This is a genomic window from Erythrobacter ramosus (assembly GCF_009828055.1).
In the GTDB taxonomy this organism is placed as follows: Bacteria; Pseudomonadota; Alphaproteobacteria; order Sphingomonadales; family Sphingomonadaceae; genus Erythrobacter; species Erythrobacter ramosus.
In genome coordinates, this window is sequence record NZ_WTYB01000004.1 from 100901 (window position 1) to 118789 (window position 17889).

Below are 17889 nucleotides of genomic sequence, written 5' to 3' on the forward strand. Positions count from 1 at the left end.
TCCGGCTGCCCGTGGGGGCGGCGCTGACCTGACATCCGAGGCCCGTTTTGAACCAGCCCATCATCGACCGCGACCAGTTCACCGAAAGCGCGGCGCTCTCTGTTGAGACTATCACCTACGTCCATCACTGGACCGATGGGCTGTTCACGCTCAAGATGACCCGCCCGCCGAGCTTCCGCTTCCGCTCGGGCGAGTTCGTGATGATCGGCCTGCCGGGTGACAACGGCAAGCCGCTGCTGCGCGCCTATTCGGTCGCTTCGCCCAGCTATGACGAGGAATTGGAGTTCCTCTCGATCAAGGTGCAGGACGGTCCGCTGACCTCGCGGCTCCAGCACATCAAGGTCGGCGATCCGATCTACCTCGGCAAGAAGCCGACCGGCACGCTGGTGACCGACGCGCTGCTTCCGGGCAAGCGCCTCTTCATGCTGTCGACCGGCACCGGCCTTGCGCCGTTCATGAGCCTCGTGCGCGATCCCGATGTCTACCAGATGTTCGAGGAAGTGATTGTCGTCCACTCGGTGCGCAACGTGAACGAGCTGGCCTATCGCGAGCTGCTGGAATCGAAGCTCGAAGGCGATCCGCTGCTCGAAGACGATGATCGCGCCAAGATGATCTATGTGCCGACCGTGACCCGCGAAAGCTTCCGCACGCAGGGCCGCATCCAGCAGCTGATCGACGATGGCCGGCTGTTCGAACAGAGCAAAGGGCCGCAGCGCTTCGTGCCCGAAGAAGACCGCGTGATGCTGTGCGGATCAATGGCGATGATCAAGGACCACGCCGCCGATCTGGAACGCCGCGGGTTCGAGGAAGGCGCGAACAACAAGCCGGGTCAGTTCGTGATCGAACGCGCGTTTGTGGGGTAAGGCTTACTCCCCTCCCCGGGCTTGACCCGGGGCCCCGCTGTGTTTTGCGCCCTGTTACGAAGAAGAAGCGGGGTCCCGGGTCAAGCCCGGGAAGGGGGGGTGGTGTTTCGTACCCACCAACCTCCCCGTCACCCCAGCGAAAGCTGGGGCCTAGAGCCTCTAGGTGCAGCGCTCGCCGCCCTAGGTCCCAGCTTGCGCTGGGATGACGGTAGGGACGTTCTACAGCCGCTCACGCTGTTTTGACTGGTAGGCCGCCGGGATTGATGTGCGCCCGGTAGTCCTCATGCAGGACGGCACCCTTGAGGCTTTCGCGTTCATCTCCGCGATTGACGGCAAGGTCGAGGCCGGACTTGAAGCTCGCCCCCATCAGATAGACCATTTGGAAGACGGCAGCATCGACCACATCCCTGATCAGCGCCTCCAAAGTCTCATCGTCGATGCACGCAATCGAGTCCCGCAGACAAAGAAGGCGCTCATTAGGCTTGCGTCCTGGCGGGTCTCGATAGGATTTCAAGATGTCTCCGGGCATCGATTGGAACTCTAATGCAATCGCCTCGATCATCTCGGCTGTAAGCGTTTCCATGCGTCCCTTTCGTGCTGCGATCCATGAGATCACCAGCTCAACATGATGTTCGCATTGTCCTCATCCCGCAAGCCGTGACCTCTCCCCACTTTCGCACTTGACCCCCGCCTGCGCGGGCTGTTCAATCGTGGCAAATCAAAACCCATTGCCCGGAGAGACAACCCGCCATGCTCGCAACCTCATACCGCACCGCCTATAACGAAGACCACGAGGCCTTCCGCGACACCGTGCGCAAGGTCTTCGCCGAACATCTGACCCCGCACATGGAGGAGCACGAGGCCAACGGCATCGTCCCGCGCGATGTGTGGAAGAAAATGGGTGACGCCGGGATGCTGTGCATGACGGTGAAGGAAGAAAACGGCGGCCTCGGCCTCGATTTCGGCTTCAACTGCGTGCTGACTGAGGAGCTGAGCTACCTCGGATCATCCGCCGGCTTCACGCTCCAGAACGACATCACTGCGAACTATTTCGAGCGTCTCGGCAACGACGAACAGCGCGCCAAGTACCTCCCCGGCATGGTCAGCGGCGACATCATCACCGCGATCGCCATGACCGAGCCGGGCGCGGGCTCCGACCTTCAGGGCATTCGCACCACCGCCAAGAAGGACGGCAACCACCTCGTCATCAACGGCTCGAAAACCTACATCACCAATGGCCAGAACGCCGATTGCGTGATCGTGGTGGCCAAGACCGATCCCGAGCTGGGATCGAAGGGCATCAGCCTCGTGCTGGTCGACGCCGACACCCCCGGCTTCGAGCGCGGGCGCAATCTCGACAAGATCGGCCAGCACGCTGCCGATACCTCTGAGCTGTTCTTCAACGATTGCCGCGTGCCGATGACCAATATCCTCGGCGCGGAGGGCATGGGGTTTGTGCACTTGATGGAGGAGCTGCCGCAGGAACGCCTCGGCATCGCGGTCGGCGCGCAGGCGGCAGCGCAGCGGGCGTTCGACGAGGCGGTGACATTCACCAAGGACCGCAAGGCTTTCGGCAAGACCGTGTTCGAATTCCAGAACACCAAGTTCACCCTCGCCGACCTCAAGGCCAAGCTGCAGGTGGGCTGGGCGCATCTCGACTGGGCGATCAAGAAGCATCTCGCAGGCGAGCTCACCACGGCCGAGGCGAGCGCGGCCAAGCTGTGGCACACCGACCTGCAATGGGAACTGTGCGACGCGTCGCTGCAACTCCACGGCGGTGCAGGCTACATGAACGAATACGCCATCGCCCGCCTGTGGCGCGACGCGCGCGTGACGCGGATTTTTGGCGGGACGAATGAGATCATGAAGGAAGTGATCTCGCGCTCGATCTGAGGGAGTATCTGACATGACCGACCCCCTCGACTTTACCGGCAAGCGCGTCCTCGTCATCGGCGGGTCGAGCGGGATCGGGAACGGCATTGCCCACGGGTTCCGGGGGCGGGGCGCGAGCGTCACGGTCACCGGGACGCGGCCCGATTTCGGCGACTACCTTGAAGCCGAGGACGCTGATTTCACGGGGCTCGATTACCGCCAGCTCGATCTGACGGATCGCGATGCGGCTGACCGGCTGGCGGCAGAATTGGGCCCGGTCCATGTGCTCGTCCTCTCCCAAGGCACCGTGCGTTACGGGCGGCAGGAGTTCACCCGCGCGGGCTGGGATGCGGTGGTCGATATCAATCTCAACTCGGTGATGGACGCCGCACGCGCCTTCCACCCGGCGCTGGCTACCGCCAAGGGCGCGATTATCATAATCTCCAGCGTCGCCGCGTTCAAATCGACCATCGGCACGCCCGCCTATGCCGCCTCCAAGGCGGGCGCGGCTAGCCTGACCAAGACGCTGGGCGAGGCCTGGGCGCGGGATGGCATCCGGGTCAACGGCATCGCGCCGGGGCTGGTGCCGACCAAGCTGACGAGCGTGACCACCGACAACCCCGAGCGCCTCGAAGCCAGCCTCAAGGCGATCCCGCTGCGCCGCATGGGCACGCCCGAGGACATGGCGGGCGCCGCGCTGTTCCTCGCCTCGCCCTTGAGCGCCTACATCACCGGGCAAACGCTGGTGGTGGACGGGGGGCTGACGCTGGGCTGATGCGCAAAAGCTGGCCGCGACGTTATCAGCACGGGCAATTCGGTATGGCCTCTTTCCTACACGCAGCGGCCGGGTGCAGGGTCGTGGAGATTGCACTACGGTCAAAGTCACAGCGGGAAGCAGGGGGGGGGCTGTTATGCCAATCTGTCAACTTCGATTTCTGGCCTAATATACCAATATAATCAATGTTTTGAAAGAAAATCTGCCGCTTGACACCCTGTCAACTTCGTCAACTTTGACGGCAACAATATTTCACAATTCGCCATTCAGAGGTAAACCATGCAATTCACCCGCCTTGGCAAATCCGGCCTCACCGTCTCGCGCCTGTGCCTTGGCTGCATGTCCTATGGCGATACCTCCAAAGGCTGGCACGGCGACTGGCTGCTGGGCGAAGATGCCGCACGCCCGTTCTTCCGCGAGGCGCTGGAGGCAGGGATCAACTTCTTCGACACGGCCAATATCTATTCGGGCGGCACCTCCGAGGAGATCACCGGCAAGCTCCTCAAGGAAATGGCGCGGCGTGACGAGATCGTGGTCGCCACCAAGGCCTTTGGGGTGTGGCGCAATGCGCCCAATTGCGGCGGGCTGTCGCGCAAGGCGCTCTTCGCGGCGATCGACGACTCTCTGACGCGCCTGGGAATGGATTACGTCGATCTGTTCCAGATCCACCGCTGGGACGATGTGACCCCCATCGCGGAGACGATGGAGGCGCTGCACGACATCGTGAAGGCGGGCAAGGCGCGCTATATCGGCGCGTCCTCGATGTATGCGTGGCAGTTCGCCAAGGCGCAGGAGGTGGCACGGGCGAATGGCTGGACGCGGTTCATTTCCATGCAGAACCAGCTCAACCTGCTCTACCGCGAGGAGGAGCGCGAGATGTTGCCGCTGTGTGCCGATCAGGGTGTCGGCGTGATCCCGTGGAGCCCGCTCGCGCGTGGGCGGCTGACCCGGCCTTTCGGTGAAACCACGGTACGCAGCGAGACCGACGTGGTCGGCAAGGCGCTCTACAAGGCGGAGGATGCGGCGGATCGCGCGGTGATCGACGCGCTCGCCGATCTCGCCGCCCGGCGCGGCCTGCCGATGGCGAGCCTTGGATTGGCGTGGCATTTCACCAAGCCGCAAGTCGCCGCCCCGATTATCGGCGCGACCAAGCCGCAGCATATTGCCGACGCGGTAGCCGCGCTCGATATCGTGCTGTCGGCGGAGGACATCGCGGCGCTCGAAGCGCCCTATCGGCCCAAGTTCCCGACCGGGATGGGGATGCCGATGCCCGCAATGGACAAGGTTTCTGTGCTCGGCGGGTGATTGCGGAGCGATTGTTACATACAACTGAAATCCAGTCACAAACGCGTCACACACCTGCGCCACTCCGGTATCAAACCGGGGCTGACAGAACATGGATGTCGTCAATATCTTCCTGACAGGCGAACTGGGCGAAAGCCTGGAGGATTTCGTCCATGATCAGCGGCGTTTCACTTTCGACCGGCTCGGCCCGGAAGGCCCGCGGCGGCTGGTTGAGGGGCCGATGTGGGCCTTTGTCGACTGGGTCATGCCCGAACTGGCCGGGCTGGAGCTGTGCCGCCGCCTGCGCGCCGATTCGCGGACGGCTGATGCGCATGTGACGATGGTGCTGGAAGAAGACGATGCCGAGGATCGCCGCCGCGCACTGCGAGCCGGAGCGGATGATTATGTGATCGGGCCTTTGACGCGAACCGCGGTGCTAGACCGGGTGCTGGCACTGCAATCGCGCGGGGCGGAGCGCAATGCCACCCGGCGGTTCGAACTCGGCGCGCTGACGATCGACATGGCGGCGCTTCAGGCGCGCTGGGACGAGACGCCCATCGTGCTGCGGCCCAACGAGTTTCGCCTGCTGCGCTTCCTCGCCGAAAACCCAAATCGGGTTCTGACCCGTGAGGACCTGATCAGCGGCCTCGGCAAGCGCGAACCGCCGATTGACGAGCGGACGGTGGATGTCTGGATCGGCCGGCTGCGGCGCGCGATCAAATCGGCCGGAGGCGGCAACCCGCTGCGCACGGTGCGGTCGCTGGGGTATGTGTTCGATTTGGGGTGAGGATGGAAATTGCCTCGTCACCCCGTGTGAAGCACGGGGTGACGGGTGTGGTAGAGGCCGAAGCCTCTACCCGATCATCAGAACTCCGCCTTCACCCCGATGGCGAAGCTGGTGCCCACGTCGAAGGTGTTCAGCTCGGCGCGGTTGCCGTTCACTTCCTGGAACTCGAAATTGTCGCGCCCGAAGATGTTGCGTGCCTCCAGCGACAATTCGAGCGGCAAACCGCCCAGCTTGATCTCCGACCGCGCCACGACGTCGACCGTCAGGCCCGGGTCTTCCACCACATCGGGCAGTGCCCCACCGCGCAGGGTCACACGTTCGCTCGCATAGTTGAACAACACGGTGAACTGCTGGACCTTGTCGAGGTCCTCGATGCCGAGCGACAGGTTGGCGACGTGATCGGACTGGCCGACCAGCGGCGAGCCATCATCGAACAGCTGGCTTGCCAGCTGGCCGGTTGCGCCGGGGATCGGGGCCAGATCGGTCGCGCCCACCGAAATGGTCGACTGGGTGTAGGTGTAGTTGGCAATGATCAGGAACTGCTTGGTTTCGAAGAACCCGCCCCAATCGGCCAGATCAATGCCGTATGAGGCATCGAGCTCGGCCCCGTAAAGCTCGGCTGAGGGAGCATTGGCATAGCTCGTCTCGATGATGCCCGGCGCGGTGATCAGGAAGTTCTCGATCGGGTTGTCGATCTTCTTGTAGAACCCGGCGAGGCTTACCTTCTTCGGGCCGCCCATGTAATATTCGGCGCGCGCTTCGACGTTGATCAGCTCGCTGTCCTGCAGGAACGGGTTGCCGCGGAAACGGCGGTTGCTCTCGGGATCGAAATAGGTCTGTTCGACCAACTCGCGGAACTGCGGGCGGGCGATGGTCTGCGAGGCTGAGAGCCGCAGCTGGAGATCGTCGATCGCTTCCCAGGTGATTGTGGCAGACGGCAGGAAATAGTCGTTGGCGATCCGCGTCGGATTGGCAAGATTGCCGCCGCCGAAGGTGAGATCGGGTGCCGCGACCTGAAGCCCGTCTTCATAACGCACGCCCGCCTCGATATTCACACGATCGGTCGGGCGGAAGCGCGCCAGACCGTAGCCTGCATGGGTCGTCAGCGCCGCATTGAACACCGGGAAGGGCGTCGGATCGGACACGGTGACGTTGAAGAACGGCGTGCCATCGGGGAATTCCGCCAGCACCGCCCCGTTGATGATGTCACCCGGACGGCGCAGGCCCAAGGCTCGCAGCGCGGTGTTGAGTTCCGCCGAGGAGCCGAGCAGCGGGCGGATGATGAAGGACAGCGAGCGGCGGGTGGTGTCCGAATAGGCATAGCCCGCGGTCAGCGACAGGGTGTCGGAGACTTCGAAGGTCACGTCCGCACCGCCGAACCACAGTTCTTCGGTGAGGTCTTCGAAACCGACCTGAATTCGCTCGGTCCCGCCGACCTGCGCGCCGACATCGACCACGAATTTGTCACCGAACGGATCGCCGGGGATGTTGGTGCGGATGTAAGGGACGATGGCGTTGTAGGGTGCCTCGCGGTCCGTGCGGGCATAGCCGCCGCGCAAATCGAGCTCGAAGGCGTCGAAGTTGAATTCGGCAACGATCTGCGAATCCATCAGCTGGCGTTCGAACCAGCCGGTCTGCTGGGTCTGGAAGTCGAACGGGCGAGCAACGTCAGTGAAGCTGTCAGTGCCGGTCGCCAGCCGCGCGGTCTTGAGGGTGTCGCGGATATAAAGGTTGGTCCAGCGGATGGTGTGCTCGCCGATGTCAAGCCCGATGCCGATGAGGCCGTTCACCAGCACCTTGTTATCGGTGATGAAGTTGCGCGAATCGAACAGGATCTGGCCCGCTTCGGCATCGCCGAACTGCTGGCTGGTAACATTGCGATTGCGCCAGGTGTTGGTGATCCCGGCGGTCGCGATCAGGCCGAGGTAGTTGCCATCACCCACCTCGAACGACGCGCCGCCGGTGATGTTGGCGCTGAAGTTGATCGGCAGCTCGTCATTCTTTTGCAGCGTGACGAGATTGAGCGGCATGATCTGCCCGGCCAGCTGGCGCTGCACGTCGATTGGCGCATCGTTGATGCGGGTGCCGCTGGCGATCAGGCCTTGCAGTGCGGTCGGGAAATCGCGGTTGCCGTTGTCGAAGCCGAAGGTGTCCCAGCGGCTGCCGAAATAGGTCAGGCCGTTCTGGAAGGTCGTCTCGGTATCGCCGCTACCCGTAAAGCCGATGGTGAGGAAGTCCTCGGTCGGGATCGCTTTGGTGGTGAGGTTGATCACACCGCCGCCGAACTCGCCCGGGAAGTTGGCCGAATAGGTCTTCTGCACGAGGCTCGACGCGATCACGCTGGTCGGGAAGATGTCGAGCGGGACGACGCGGCTCAAAGGCTCGGGGCTGGGGAGCGGCAGGCCGTTCAGCAGCGCGAGCGAGTAACGATCGCCCAGACCGCGCACAAAGACGCGGCCATTGCCGACCAGCGACAGGCCGCTCACCCGCGCCAGCGCGCCGGCGATGTCGCCTTCGCCAGTACGGGCGATATCGGCCTCGCTCAGCACGCTGAGCACCTGGCCTGAGTTACGCGCCGGATCGCGGTTGCGCCGTCCGGTGACAATAATCCCGCCGCCCGGAACCGAGATATCGGTTTCTTGCAAATCCTCAGCCGGAGGCTCGCCCTCCACCTCTTCGGTGAGCGGGTCCTGCGCCGCTTCCTCTTCTTGCGGCACATCCTGCGCGTGCAGAACAGACGGCAAGGTGAGCGACGTGGTGAGAAGCAGCAGCCCTGCCAGGCGCGTGCCGGTCGACATAGGTGAGGACCCCCTCATGAAATGGTCAGTCTGTATGTGAAAATGGGGGAGGCGCGGCGATGAAGCTGCGTCTCCCCCGAACGTGTCATTTTCGCCGCTTAGGCCGGGTAGACCGGCAGCGAAGTGCAGTTGCCAGTGGCGCTGCCGAAGTTCTGGATCGACGAGTTGCAGGTCCAGTTGCCGAAGATGGTGGTCAGCGCCGCGCCGTTCTGGATCGCGCCCACGAAGGTGCGGGTCGGGAAGAAGGTCAAACGGCTGTTGGCGTTGAAGGCCGTCCGCCCGGTTTCGCCGGTGCCGTTGACCACGCCGTTGGTGAGCGTGATCGCGAAGGCGAGGTTGTTGTTCGTGCCAGCATTGATGCGGGCCGCCACATCGGCATTGGTGTTGCCGCCGCCGCCGCGGATCGGATCAGTCGCCGGGCAATCGCCCACCACCGAATCCACGCCGATGATCGCAGCGAGCGTGGTGGGCTCGTCGATCTGGAAGCAGTGGTTGGTGCCAGCATTGATAACGCCGTTGGTGAGGCCGAGCGCCGCACCGCCGCGCGCTTGGACAACCTGCGGCGCGCCGTCACGCATCACGAAGGTGAAGTTGTTCACCTGGAAGCGGGTCTGCGGGATCGCATTCGACGGCGTACGGTCAGCGACGTTGGGCGAGTCGAGTTCGATCGCGCGGTCACCCGTGGTCGAACGCTGCACCGCGATCACGGTGTCGAGGTTGACGATCGCGCCGGTGTCGACATCGAGCGAGTCGTCCGACGCGCCGATGATCGCAAAGTTGCGGGCGTTGAAGCCGCCGCCGAAGAATTCGACCCCGTCATCCGAACTGTTGAACGAGACGAGGTTCTCGATCACCGTGCCCGAGCCTGCGCCGCCGGTGGTGAGCGACTGAAGCTCGTTGTTCGGCGCGAGTTCGAAGCCCGAGAAGCGGATCTGGTTGAACCGGAATGAGCCCGAACTGTCGGCTGCGTTAGCGCCGCCGAACGGGGTGGCAACCGCTGCGCCTTCCAATCGGCCTTCGCAGGTCGCGTTGGCCGTCGGGTTGGCGGCGGTGTTGAACACGCCGGTCGAGCAATCCGAAATCGGCGCGCGGCCGAGCAGCACGACGCCGCCCCACTGCTGCTGATCATTGTCGCTGGCGAGGCCCTGAATGTTATCGCGGCTGGTCCAGATAATCGGGCGATCAGCGGTGCCGTTCGACTGGATTGCGTTTCCGCGGTTCACGACAAGGTAGGAATCTTGCTGGCCGAACAAGACCACGCCCGGTTCAACCGTCAGCGTGACCGTGGTGCCGGTGCTAGCAAAGCCGCGGTCAGCGCCGACTTCGACGCGGCCGGGGATCTGATAGACAAGGCCGCGGATGAAGCGGAGCGTGTCCGAACTGGTGAAGCGGGCAGGCAGCTGGCAGACGCGGTAGGTGCCGGTCGGGCCGGACAGCGTGCCAGCATCGGTCAGGCCGCCAGCCGTGGTGATGGTCGGGCAGCCAGCCGCCGGTGTGACGAGCGCCTGAGTCGGGGTCGGCGTCGGAGTCGGGGTGGGCGTCGGGGCGGGGTTGTTGATGATGATGTCGCCGCTGGTGCCCGGCGAGACGATTTCATCAGCGCCGCAACCAGCCAGAGCGACCAGGCTGCAACCCATGATCAGAGTGCGTTGAAAGTTTTTCACAGCGAGCGGTCCCCTCTTGAGCCGAGAATCGAGTTAGGCGCGAAGTTTGTTGCGCTGGGGGCTCGCTAGGGGGCGGGCATGACAGAATTCTTGCATCATGACAGACGTGTGTCAGTTGAGCGATTATGACCGAAGAAAGACAAAGATGACAAAGCCGCGCGAAGGGCGGCTGGATACGGCGCGCAAGATCGTAACATTAAAAACACGCAAAATCAGAGATATGGTGGCTTAAATTACAAATAAATTACAATGTTTCAGTTTTGTTGCATCGGCACTGCAAGTGAGTCATCTTCTGCGTCGTCCACACAGGAGCCATGCCGATGTCCTTTACCGCTTTCGCACTCGCGCTGTTTGCTGCGACCCCGCTGGCAGGGGCCCCTGCCGCTCATCTCAAGGATCCCGAACTGGCGGTGCAGCCGCTCGCCGCCGGCCGTGCGGAACACGCGCTGGCGACGCTCCAGAAAGCGAGCGCGGCCGATCCGCATGACGCCGCTGTGCTGATCAATCTTGGTATCGCCTATGCGCTGGCGGGGGACGATGTGAAGGCACGGGGCGCGTTTGAAGCGGCGCTGGCCTGTCACGAGGTGGTCGAACTCGACACCGCCGATGGCACCGCCACCGATTCGCGCCGCCTGGCCCGCAAGGCGATCAAGATGCTCGAGCGCGGCGAGTTCCGTGCGCCCGCGATGCGCGGCGAACAGTTGACCCTTCGCGACTGATTGCGACGCGGCCCTCGGGTCGCACTGAGGCCGCAAACGGGCGGGCTGCGGGGGAGCAGCTCGCCCGGTTTGCTGTCCGCACCGGAGGCTGGCAGCGGGGCTTTCGCAAGACTGTCACCTGCGTGTCATTTAGGATAGACAAAGGGAGACATTCTGGAGGGCCGAGACATGATTCTCGCCGCGGCTTGCCGCGTCATGATTGGTACTGCTGCACTCGGGCTTGCCACCCAGGCGCAGGCAGACGTGCTCGAACTGGGTGCTGACGGCGCGCGCTGGGTGGCAGGGCCGCTTGCGGGCCAATCTTTCGCCACGCCTGCTGCGGTCGATCCCGAGGCCGCGCCTTCCGTGCCGCTCAGCGCAGCAGACGTCGACTTTGCCGAGGCTCCGTCGATCCCCGAACACGCCATCGCCGATCCTATGCGCCATGCCGCCGGGATTCCGCTCCGCTATCACGCCAAGATCCTCGAACTCGCCGCCCGGTTCGACCTGTCGCCGAGCCTGCTTGAAGCGCTGGTTTGGCAGGAGAGCCGCTGGAACGAGAACGCGGTCTCGCCCGTCGGCGCACAGGGGCTCGCCCAGCTGATGCCGGGCACCGCGCGCTATCTCGGAGTGAACCCGCGCGATCCCTTCGCCAATCTTGAAGGCGGGGCACGGTATCTGCGCGAACAGCTCGACCGGTTTGACGGCGATCTGGAAAAGGCGCTCGCGGCCTATAACGCCGGGCCGGGCCGGGTCGAACGCGCCGGGGGTATCCCCAATATCCGTGAGACAAAGCAATATGTTGCCGCCATCATGGGGCGGCTCGCCAACCATTCGCGCATCGCCGGCCAGTGACCGGCGGCGTTCAAACCATATGAAAGAATGACCGAGAAATGATGTCGCTGTTCCGCCTTCCTGCCCGTTTTGCTGCTGCCCTCGCACTGGTGCTCACGCCGAGCGTCGCCTTTGCGCAAACTGCCGATCCGGCCGGCTCCGGCCCGATCAACAATGCGCTGCTGTGGTTGCAAGGCACGTTGCTCGGCACTGTGGCGACCACAATTGCGGTGATGGCGGTGGCCGCAATCGGCTTCATGATGCTAACCGGCCGGATGAACTGGCGCTTCGGCGCGACGGTGATCATCGGCGTGTTCATCTTGTTCGGCGCGACCACCATCGTCGCCGGCATCCAGTCGGCCGCGGGGTAAGCGTCCGTGAGCGAGCTCATCCGCAACCCGGTGCACCGCGCGCTCACCCGGCCGCAGATGTTTGCGGGTGTGACGATGAACTTTTTCATCATCAACCTGATGGTGACGACGATCGCCTTCCTGATCCTTAAAAGCTGGTGGATTCTGCCGGTGCCGATGGTGATGCACGTCATCGGCTATTTCGCTTCGCTGCGCGAACCGCGCGTTTTCGACCTGTGGATCACCAAGGTTTCGAAGTGCCCGCGCGTGCCCAATTTCAAGCGCTGGGGATGCAATTCCTATGCGCCTTAAGGACGCCATCTCATGGTGAAATGGATCGGAGCCGCCGCGTGGAGCGCGAAGGAAGCCCGCGTCGGCGACCGCCTGCCCTATGCGCGCCTCGTCGACGAGAACACCGTGCTGCTGCGCGATGGCGCGGTGATGAGCGCGATTCAGGTGCCCGGCCTGCTATTCGAAACCGAGGATTCTGACGCCCTGAACGCTCACGCCGCCACGCGTGAGGTGATGCTGCGGAGCACGCTCGATGCGCGGTTCGTAATGTATCACCATGTCATTCGCCGCCGGGTGGAAGTGGAGCTGGAGGCTGAATTTCCCGACGCCCTGTCGCGCCATATCGATGCGCGCTGGAAGCAGCGGCTGGCGGGCGGATCGCTGTTCATCAATGACCAGTTCGTCACCCTGATCCGCCGCCCCGCGCGCGGCAAGACCGGTCTCCCGGAGCGCGTCTCCAAGTTCTTCTCCCGGCAGGGCCAGGACGAGCCTGAGGCCGATCCCAAGGACGTCCGCAGCCTCAAGGCCGCGATCACCGGCCTCGTCGCCTCGCTCCAGAATTACGGCGCGGCGGTGCTGGGCGATTACCAGTCGCCGAGCAGCAGCGATGGCACCAACTCCGAAATGCTGGAGCTGCTCTCGGCGCTCTACAATGGCGAGATGCGCCCGGTGCGCCGGCCTTCGCCGGAAACCGACATCGGCCACATGCTCCCCTATCGCCGCGCCAGCTTCGGGCTTGATGCGATGGAGTTGCGCGGGAGCGCCGCCCCCGATTTCGCCGCGATCCTCGGGCTGAAGGACTACCCCGAGGCGACCTCGCCCGGCCTGCTCGACAACCTCCTGCGCCTGCCGTTCGAGATGGTGGTGACCGAAAGCTACGCCCCCAACGAGCGCACCACTGCCAAGGAACGCATCGACCTTGCCTTGCGCCGCTCGCGCTCTGTGGACGAAGAGGCCGCTGCCGAACGGGCCGACATGCTGGCCGCGCGTGACGCGCTGGGCAATGGGGCGGTGGGCTTTGGCGATCATCACTTGACTGTGCTGGTGCGCGAGACGACGCTCCCCCGCCTCGATGACGCCATGGCGTCCTGCGCCGCTGCGCTGGCCGACACCGGCGCGATCGCAGTACGCGAGGACACCAATCTCGAGCCCGCCTTCTGGGCGCAGTTCCCCGGCAACGAGGAATACATCGTCCGCCGCGCGTTGATCTCCTCAGCCAATATGGCGGGCTTCGGCAGCTTCCACGGTTTTGCGCTGGGGCAGGCGAGCGGCAACCACTGGGGCGATGCGGTGACGCTGCTGGAAACCACCAGCGCCACGCCGTTCTTCTTCAACTTCCACCACGGCGATCTGGGAAATTTCAGCGTCATCGGCCCGTCGGGTTCGGGGAAGACCGTGGTGATGAATTTCCTCGCCGCGCAGGCGCAGAAGTTCCGCCCCCGCACCATCCTGTTCGACAAGGATCGCGGGGCGGAGCTGTTCATTCGCGGGATCGGCGGGCGGTACAGCCGCATTGCGCCGGGCGATCCCACCGGGTTCAACCCGCTGTCGCTCCCTGATAGCCCCGCCAACCGCGCCTTCCTGCGGGATTGGCTCGCCGTGCTGCTCAATGCCGAGGGGCCGGAGGAAGACTCCACCATCAGCGCCGCAGTCGATGCGACCTATGGCAATGACCCGAGCCTGCGCCGACTGCGCCACTTCAAGGAATTGCTGGCTGGCGCCCGCCGCCCGACGCCGGGCGATCTGGCCGACCGGCTGGCGGCCTGGATCGGCTCGCCGAGCGGGGATGGCGGCGAGCACGCTTGGCTGTTCGATAATGAACGGGACCGGCTCGACCTGAGCGAGCGTGTGCTCGGCTTCGACATGACCGCGCTGCTCGAAAACCCGCGCCTGCGCACGCCGACGATGATGTATCTGTTCCACCGCATCGATGAGCGGCTGGACGGGCAGCCGACCATGATCCTGATCGATGAAGGCTGGAAGGCGCTGGACGACGAGGTCTTCGCCGCGCGCATCCGTGATTGGCTCAAGACCTTGCGCAAACGCAACGCGCTGGTCGGGTTTGCGACGCAGTCGGCGCGCGATGCGCTCGACAGCCGGATTTCCACCGCGCTGGTCGAGCAGACTGCGACGATGGTGTTCATGCCGAACTCGCGCGCTCGCCCTGAGGATTACTGTGACGGCTTCGGCCTGACCGATCACGAATTCGCCCTGATCCGCTCGCTGCCCGCGCACAGCCGGTGCTTCCTTGTGCGCCAGCCCGATGCGAGCGTGGTGGTGCGGCTCGACCTCTCCGGCTCGCCGGAAGTGCTGACGATCCTTTCGGGCCGCGAAAGCGCAGTGCGGCGGCTCGATCTGCTGCGCGAAGCTGTGGGCGATGCGCCGTCGGCGTGGTTCCCGGCGCTCACCGGACGGGCGTGGCCTGATGGTGAAGTCGATCAGGACGGCCAGCCCATGTGGCAGGCAGCCGAATGACAACCACCTGCGATCTTGCCGCCCAGTCGATGGGCACCGGCGTCTCCGCCGCGCTCAGCGCGGTCGATTGCATTGCTGCCACAGTCTCGGAACAGGCCTTCAACCGCCTATTCGGGACCGAGGGGCAATTGGCCTTCGCCTTGACGCTGTTGCTGGGGCTGTATGTTGCCTTCTTCGGCATCTCGTTGATGCTTGGTCGGTCGAACCTGTCGGTGCGTGCGCTGCTGCCACGGATGATGACGTTGGGGCTGGTGCTGACATTCGCGACCAGTTTCGTTGCCTTCTCGACGATCTTCTACAACATCTTCATCGGCGGGCCGGACCAGATCGCGGGCATCCTCACCGGCACGCAGGGCGAAAGCGCGACCGCCGTGTTCGCGCAGAAGCTCGACGTGGTGTTCATGGCGATCCAGCAGGCGAGCGGGGATACCAAGGATATTGCCGCTTTTTCGCCGCCGGGCATGATGTGGATGGGCGCGATGCTGCTGCTGCTCGGGACGGTGGGCTTGCTGGTGACGGCGCGGATCGCGCTGGCGCTGTTGCTCGCGGTGGGGCCGATCTTCGTGGTGCTGGCCCTGTTCGAAGGCACGCGCGAATTGTTCACCGGCTGGCTCAAGGGGCTGACGATGATGGCGCTCGCCCCGCTGTTTGCGGTGCTGGGCGGGTCGATCATGTTAGAGCTGGCCGTGCCGGTGCTCGCTGCATTGGTGGCGGTGCCGGGGCAGATCGACCAGCAGGCGGCGATGGCGTTCTTCGTGGTCGGCGCGGTGCACATGGCGCTGATGCTGCTATCGCTCAAGGTCGCCTCGAGCATGGTGGCAGGCTGGCAGGTGTTTGGCCTGGTGCCGGATAAAGAGCACAGCCGCAGCAATGACGGCCCGCGCTCCGTGCCGGTACCGCAGCCGGTCGGCTCGGTGCCGCGCAACACCAACGTCGCTCCGCCTAGCCCCGGTTTAGCCCAGCGCAGAGTAGACCTTGGCCCTCTCCAGACAGTGGCAGCTGCCAACGATTCCGGGCCTGCGGGCACTGTGGCCCGCGAGACCCGTGTCTATGCGACGGGCGGCGGAGGCGGGCAGGTGGTGCCCTTGAACCCCGCCACCTCGCGCACCCGCGGCATCGGCAACCGTTTCCGTTCGGCCTCGTCCGCCAAGCCTGTGCCCGCGCCGAAAGCCCCCCCTCCGGAGACCTATCAATGACCCGCGCCGTGCTCCTCGCGAGCCTCGCTCTCTGCCTTGCCCTGAGCCCTTCTGAGCCTGTTGCAGCGCAGGACAACCGTTTGCAAACACGCGTCTATGACGAGAATGTCGTGGTGCGGATCGATGGCAAGGTGAAGGTCCAGACCACCATCAAGTTCGCGCCCGACGAGGTGATCGAGAATGTCGCGATCGGCGATTCCGCCGCGTGGCAGGTGCAGCCGAACAAGGCGCAGTCGATCCTGTTCGTCAAGCCGCTCGAAACCGACGCGCGCACCAATATGACGGTGGTGACGGACAAGCGCACCTACCTGTTCGATCTGATTGCGTCCCCACGAAATTCAGCGCTTTACGTGCTGCAATTCCGCTATCCTGAACTGGAAAAGGCGGCCGAGGAAGCACGTCTTGCCGCCATCGCCGAAGCCGAGGCGCAGGCCATGCGTGCGCTTGAGGCTCCGGCGGAGGTGGCGGCTGCGGCAGACCCCTATTCGGTGAGCGATCCGGCCAATCTCAACTTCGCCTGGGCCAGTGCCGGTGCGCGCGAACTGTTGCCGTCACGCGCCTATGACAATGGCAATGCGGTGTTTCTGACCTGGCCGCAGGGCGTTGCGATTCCGGCGATCCTCGTGACCAATGCGGCGGGTGACGAAGGGCCGGTCAATTACACCGTGCGCGGCGATACGCTGGTAGTGGATGGGGTACCGCCGCAGATCACCTTGCGCTCCGGCCGCGACACCGCGACGCTCACCAATACCGACCCCACGTCGCTCTCGGCCCGCCAAGCGGGGCTGACTGCGCCGCGCAACAAGGGGTCGTGATCATGTTCATTGCCATTGAATTCGCCAAGGAGAGCATCTGATGCGTCTGGCCATGCGTTTGCCGCCCAAGAAGGGCGATGGCTCAACCGGCGAGAGCGGTGATCCGCGCGAGCGGGAATCGGCGGAGATCATCGATCTCGCCAGCCGCGCCGCCTTTCCTGCTGTCACCGACCGCAAGGCCAAGGGCGACGGCTTCCAGATGGCTGCCGGAGTCGCGGTCGTCGGCCTGCTGGGCGCTGTCACCTTCTGGGCAATGAATTCGGCGCGCACGCCTGACCCGCAGGGGATCGGCAACCCCGCCGTTGCTCCGCCGCAGGCTCCCGCGCCTGCCGCAGTGCCGCCGATGGGTAATCCCGCGCAGCAGCCCGGTGCCGTGCCAGTGGCACCGCAAGGCGATCCTGCGCCGATGCCGGTGCTCGCCAATAATCCCTCGATCATGCCCGGCATGGCGGTCAATCCCTATGCCACCCCGCAGCTGGTGTTCGATGCGAGCCGTGCCGCAGGAAGCGGGCGCCTTGCCGAAGCGCCGCTGGGCGTTCCGGCAGCCGGTACGGCAGGCAACGTGGCCGGAACCGGCGGTGCCGCAGCTTTCGCAGGCCAGATCGGCGGCGTTGGCGGCGGGCCCGCACAGGCGCGGGCGATGACCAATCCATCGACAACCGTGACCGAGGGCACGCTGATCCCAGCCGTGCTCGAAACTGCGATCAACACCGACGTGCCGGGCTATGTTCGTGCGGTGGTGAGTCAGGATATCCGCAGCTTCGATGGCAAGCGCGTGCTTGTCCCGCGTTCGTCGCGCCTGATCGGGCAGTATCAGGCGGGCGTCGAACAGGGCCAGCGGCGCGCCTATGTGATCTGGACACGGCTGATCCGGCCTGACGGCGTCTCGGTCAATATCGCATCCCCCGCGATCGGGTTTGACGGGACGACCGGGCTTGAGGGTGACGTCAACAGCCACTTCCTCAAGCGCTTCGGCTCGGGTCTGCTCCTGTCGGTGGTCGGCGGTTTGGGCGCGCTGGCAACTGGCGGCGTGGGCGGCGTGATCGTCGCGGGCGGCGCGCAAAGTGCGGCCAATTCGGCCGTACAGTCGCAGGGGCAGATCAGCCCGACGATCAGGGTGCGCGCCGGGGAGCCGATCAAGGTCTACACCGCGCGCGATCTTGATTTCAGCATGGTCGGTAACTGAC

The 17889-nt window shown here is 64.4% G+C and carries 16 protein-coding genes; 13 read left to right on the forward strand and 3 right to left on the reverse strand.

The window, feature by feature from the left end:
- Nucleotides 1–47: 47 nt before the first annotated feature.
- Nucleotides 48–863, forward strand: a complete 816-nt coding sequence (locus tag GRI59_RS14460) for a ferredoxin--NADP reductase (protein WP_160761952.1) — start codon at nt 48–50, stop codon at nt 861–863.
- A 229-nt stretch (nt 864–1092) separates the two neighbouring features.
- Here the strand turns inward: GRI59_RS14460 and GRI59_RS14465 are convergent, their stop codons facing one another.
- Complete coding sequence (locus tag GRI59_RS14465; protein WP_160761953.1) at nt 1093–1479, reverse strand: hypothetical protein; 387 nt, start codon at nt 1477–1479, stop codon at nt 1093–1095.
- 134 nt (nt 1480–1613) lie between these two features.
- Between GRI59_RS14465 and GRI59_RS14470 the strand changes: the two genes are divergently transcribed.
- From GRI59_RS14470 to GRI59_RS14485, 4 genes are all read left to right on the forward strand, one after another.
- A complete protein-coding gene (locus GRI59_RS14470) occupies nt 1614–2756 on the forward strand; it encodes an acyl-CoA dehydrogenase family protein (protein ID WP_160761954.1) in 1143 nt (380 codons plus the stop codon).
- Between the two features lie 13 nt (nt 2757–2769).
- Complete coding sequence (locus tag GRI59_RS14475) at nt 2770–3510, forward strand: SDR family NAD(P)-dependent oxidoreductase (protein ID WP_160761955.1); 741 nt, start codon at nt 2770–2772, stop codon at nt 3508–3510.
- A 279-nt stretch (nt 3511–3789) separates the two neighbouring features.
- Nucleotides 3790–4815 (forward strand): aldo/keto reductase, encoded by a 1026-nt coding sequence (locus GRI59_RS14480; RefSeq protein WP_160761956.1) that lies wholly within the window; start codon nt 3790–3792, stop codon nt 4813–4815.
- Between the two features lie 91 nt (nt 4816–4906).
- A complete protein-coding gene (locus GRI59_RS14485; RefSeq protein ID WP_160761957.1) occupies nt 4907–5581 on the forward strand; it encodes a response regulator transcription factor in 675 nt (224 codons plus the stop codon).
- A gap of 77 nt (nt 5582–5658) precedes the next feature.
- On the opposite strand, the gene GRI59_RS14490 is transcribed toward GRI59_RS14485, so the two are convergent.
- Both GRI59_RS14490 and GRI59_RS14495 read right to left on the reverse strand, forming a co-directional pair.
- A complete protein-coding gene (locus GRI59_RS14490) occupies nt 5659–8379 on the reverse strand; it encodes a TonB-dependent receptor domain-containing protein (RefSeq protein ID WP_160761958.1) in 2721 nt (906 codons plus the stop codon).
- A 98-nt stretch (nt 8380–8477) separates the two neighbouring features.
- Complete coding sequence (locus GRI59_RS14495; protein WP_160761959.1) at nt 8478–10043, reverse strand: hypothetical protein; 1566 nt, start codon at nt 10041–10043, stop codon at nt 8478–8480.
- 320 nt (nt 10044–10363) lie between these two features.
- On the opposite strand from GRI59_RS14495, the gene GRI59_RS14500 reads away from it, so the two are divergent.
- The 8 genes from GRI59_RS14500 to GRI59_RS14535 all read left to right on the forward strand — a co-directional run bounded on the left by GRI59_RS14500 (nt 10364) and on the right by GRI59_RS14535 (nt 17888).
- Nucleotides 10364–10762, forward strand: coding sequence for a tetratricopeptide repeat protein (locus GRI59_RS14500; RefSeq protein ID WP_160761960.1), 399 nt, complete (start codon nt 10364–10366; stop codon nt 10760–10762).
- 195 nt (nt 10763–10957) lie between these two features.
- Nucleotides 10958–11596: a lytic transglycosylase domain-containing protein gene (locus tag GRI59_RS14505; protein WP_237440865.1), complete on the forward strand. Its 639-nt coding sequence runs from the start codon at nt 10958–10960 to the stop codon at nt 11594–11596.
- 38 nt (nt 11597–11634) lie between these two features.
- Nucleotides 11635–11946, forward strand: coding sequence for a TrbC/VirB2 family type IV secretion system protein (locus GRI59_RS14510; RefSeq protein ID WP_183363748.1), 312 nt, complete (start codon nt 11635–11637; stop codon nt 11944–11946).
- 6 nt (nt 11947–11952) lie between these two features.
- The gene (locus GRI59_RS14515; protein WP_160761962.1) at nt 11953–12237 is read left to right on the forward strand and encodes a VirB3 family type IV secretion system protein; all 285 of its coding nucleotides are present in this window, start codon (nt 11953–11955) and stop codon (nt 12235–12237) included.
- A 12-nt stretch (nt 12238–12249) separates the two neighbouring features.
- Complete coding sequence (locus tag GRI59_RS14520; protein ID WP_160761963.1) at nt 12250–14691, forward strand: VirB4 family type IV secretion/conjugal transfer ATPase; 2442 nt, start codon at nt 12250–12252, stop codon at nt 14689–14691.
- Nucleotides 14688–15887, forward strand: coding sequence for a TrbL/VirB6 family protein (locus tag GRI59_RS14525; protein WP_160761964.1), 1200 nt, complete (start codon nt 14688–14690; stop codon nt 15885–15887). Before GRI59_RS14520 ends, GRI59_RS14525 begins: the two co-directional genes overlap by 4 nt.
- Nucleotides 15884–16702, forward strand: coding sequence for a TrbG/VirB9 family P-type conjugative transfer protein (locus GRI59_RS14530; protein ID WP_160761965.1), 819 nt, complete (start codon nt 15884–15886; stop codon nt 16700–16702). Before GRI59_RS14525 ends, GRI59_RS14530 begins: the two co-directional genes overlap by 4 nt.
- 40 nt (nt 16703–16742) lie before the next feature.
- Nucleotides 16743–17888 carry a TrbI/VirB10 family protein gene (locus GRI59_RS14535; protein WP_237440866.1) on the forward strand — a complete coding sequence of 382 codons (1146 nt, stop codon included), beginning with the start codon at nt 16743–16745 and terminating at the stop codon, nt 17886–17888.
- Nucleotide 17889: the final 1 nt, after the last annotated feature.

Excerpts from the sequence above, each read along its gene's own strand:
- GRI59_RS14480 (WP_160761956.1), top strand. The coding sequence starts at position 3,790 with ATGCAATTCACCCGCCTTGGCAAATCCGGCCTCACCGTCTCGCGCCTG.
- GRI59_RS14530 (WP_160761965.1), top strand. The coding sequence starts at position 15,884 with ATGACCCGCGCCGTGCTCCTCGCGAGCCTCGCTCTCTGCCTTGCCCTG.
- GRI59_RS14525 (WP_160761964.1), top strand. The coding sequence starts at position 14,688 with ATGACAACCACCTGCGATCTTGCCGCCCAGTCGATGGGCACCGGCGTC.
- GRI59_RS14505 (WP_237440865.1), top strand. The coding sequence starts at position 10,958 with ATGATTGGTACTGCTGCACTCGGGCTTGCCACCCAGGCGCAGGCAGAC.
- GRI59_RS14485 (WP_160761957.1), top strand. The coding sequence starts at position 4,907 with ATGGATGTCGTCAATATCTTCCTGACAGGCGAACTGGGCGAAAGCCTG.
- GRI59_RS14510 (WP_183363748.1), top strand. The coding sequence starts at position 11,635 with ATGATGTCGCTGTTCCGCCTTCCTGCCCGTTTTGCTGCTGCCCTCGCA.
- GRI59_RS14535 (WP_237440866.1), top strand. The coding sequence starts at position 16,743 with ATGCGTCTGGCCATGCGTTTGCCGCCCAAGAAGGGCGATGGCTCAACC.
- GRI59_RS14490 (WP_160761958.1), bottom strand. The coding sequence starts at position 8,379 with ATGTCGACCGGCACGCGCCTGGCAGGGCTGCTGCTTCTCACCACGTCG.
- GRI59_RS14475 (WP_160761955.1), top strand. The coding sequence starts at position 2,770 with ATGACCGACCCCCTCGACTTTACCGGCAAGCGCGTCCTCGTCATCGGC.
- GRI59_RS14500 (WP_160761960.1), top strand. The coding sequence starts at position 10,364 with ATGTCCTTTACCGCTTTCGCACTCGCGCTGTTTGCTGCGACCCCGCTG.
- GRI59_RS14520 (WP_160761963.1), top strand. The coding sequence starts at position 12,250 with ATGGTGAAATGGATCGGAGCCGCCGCGTGGAGCGCGAAGGAAGCCCGC.
- GRI59_RS14470 (WP_160761954.1), top strand. The coding sequence starts at position 1,614 with ATGCTCGCAACCTCATACCGCACCGCCTATAACGAAGACCACGAGGCC.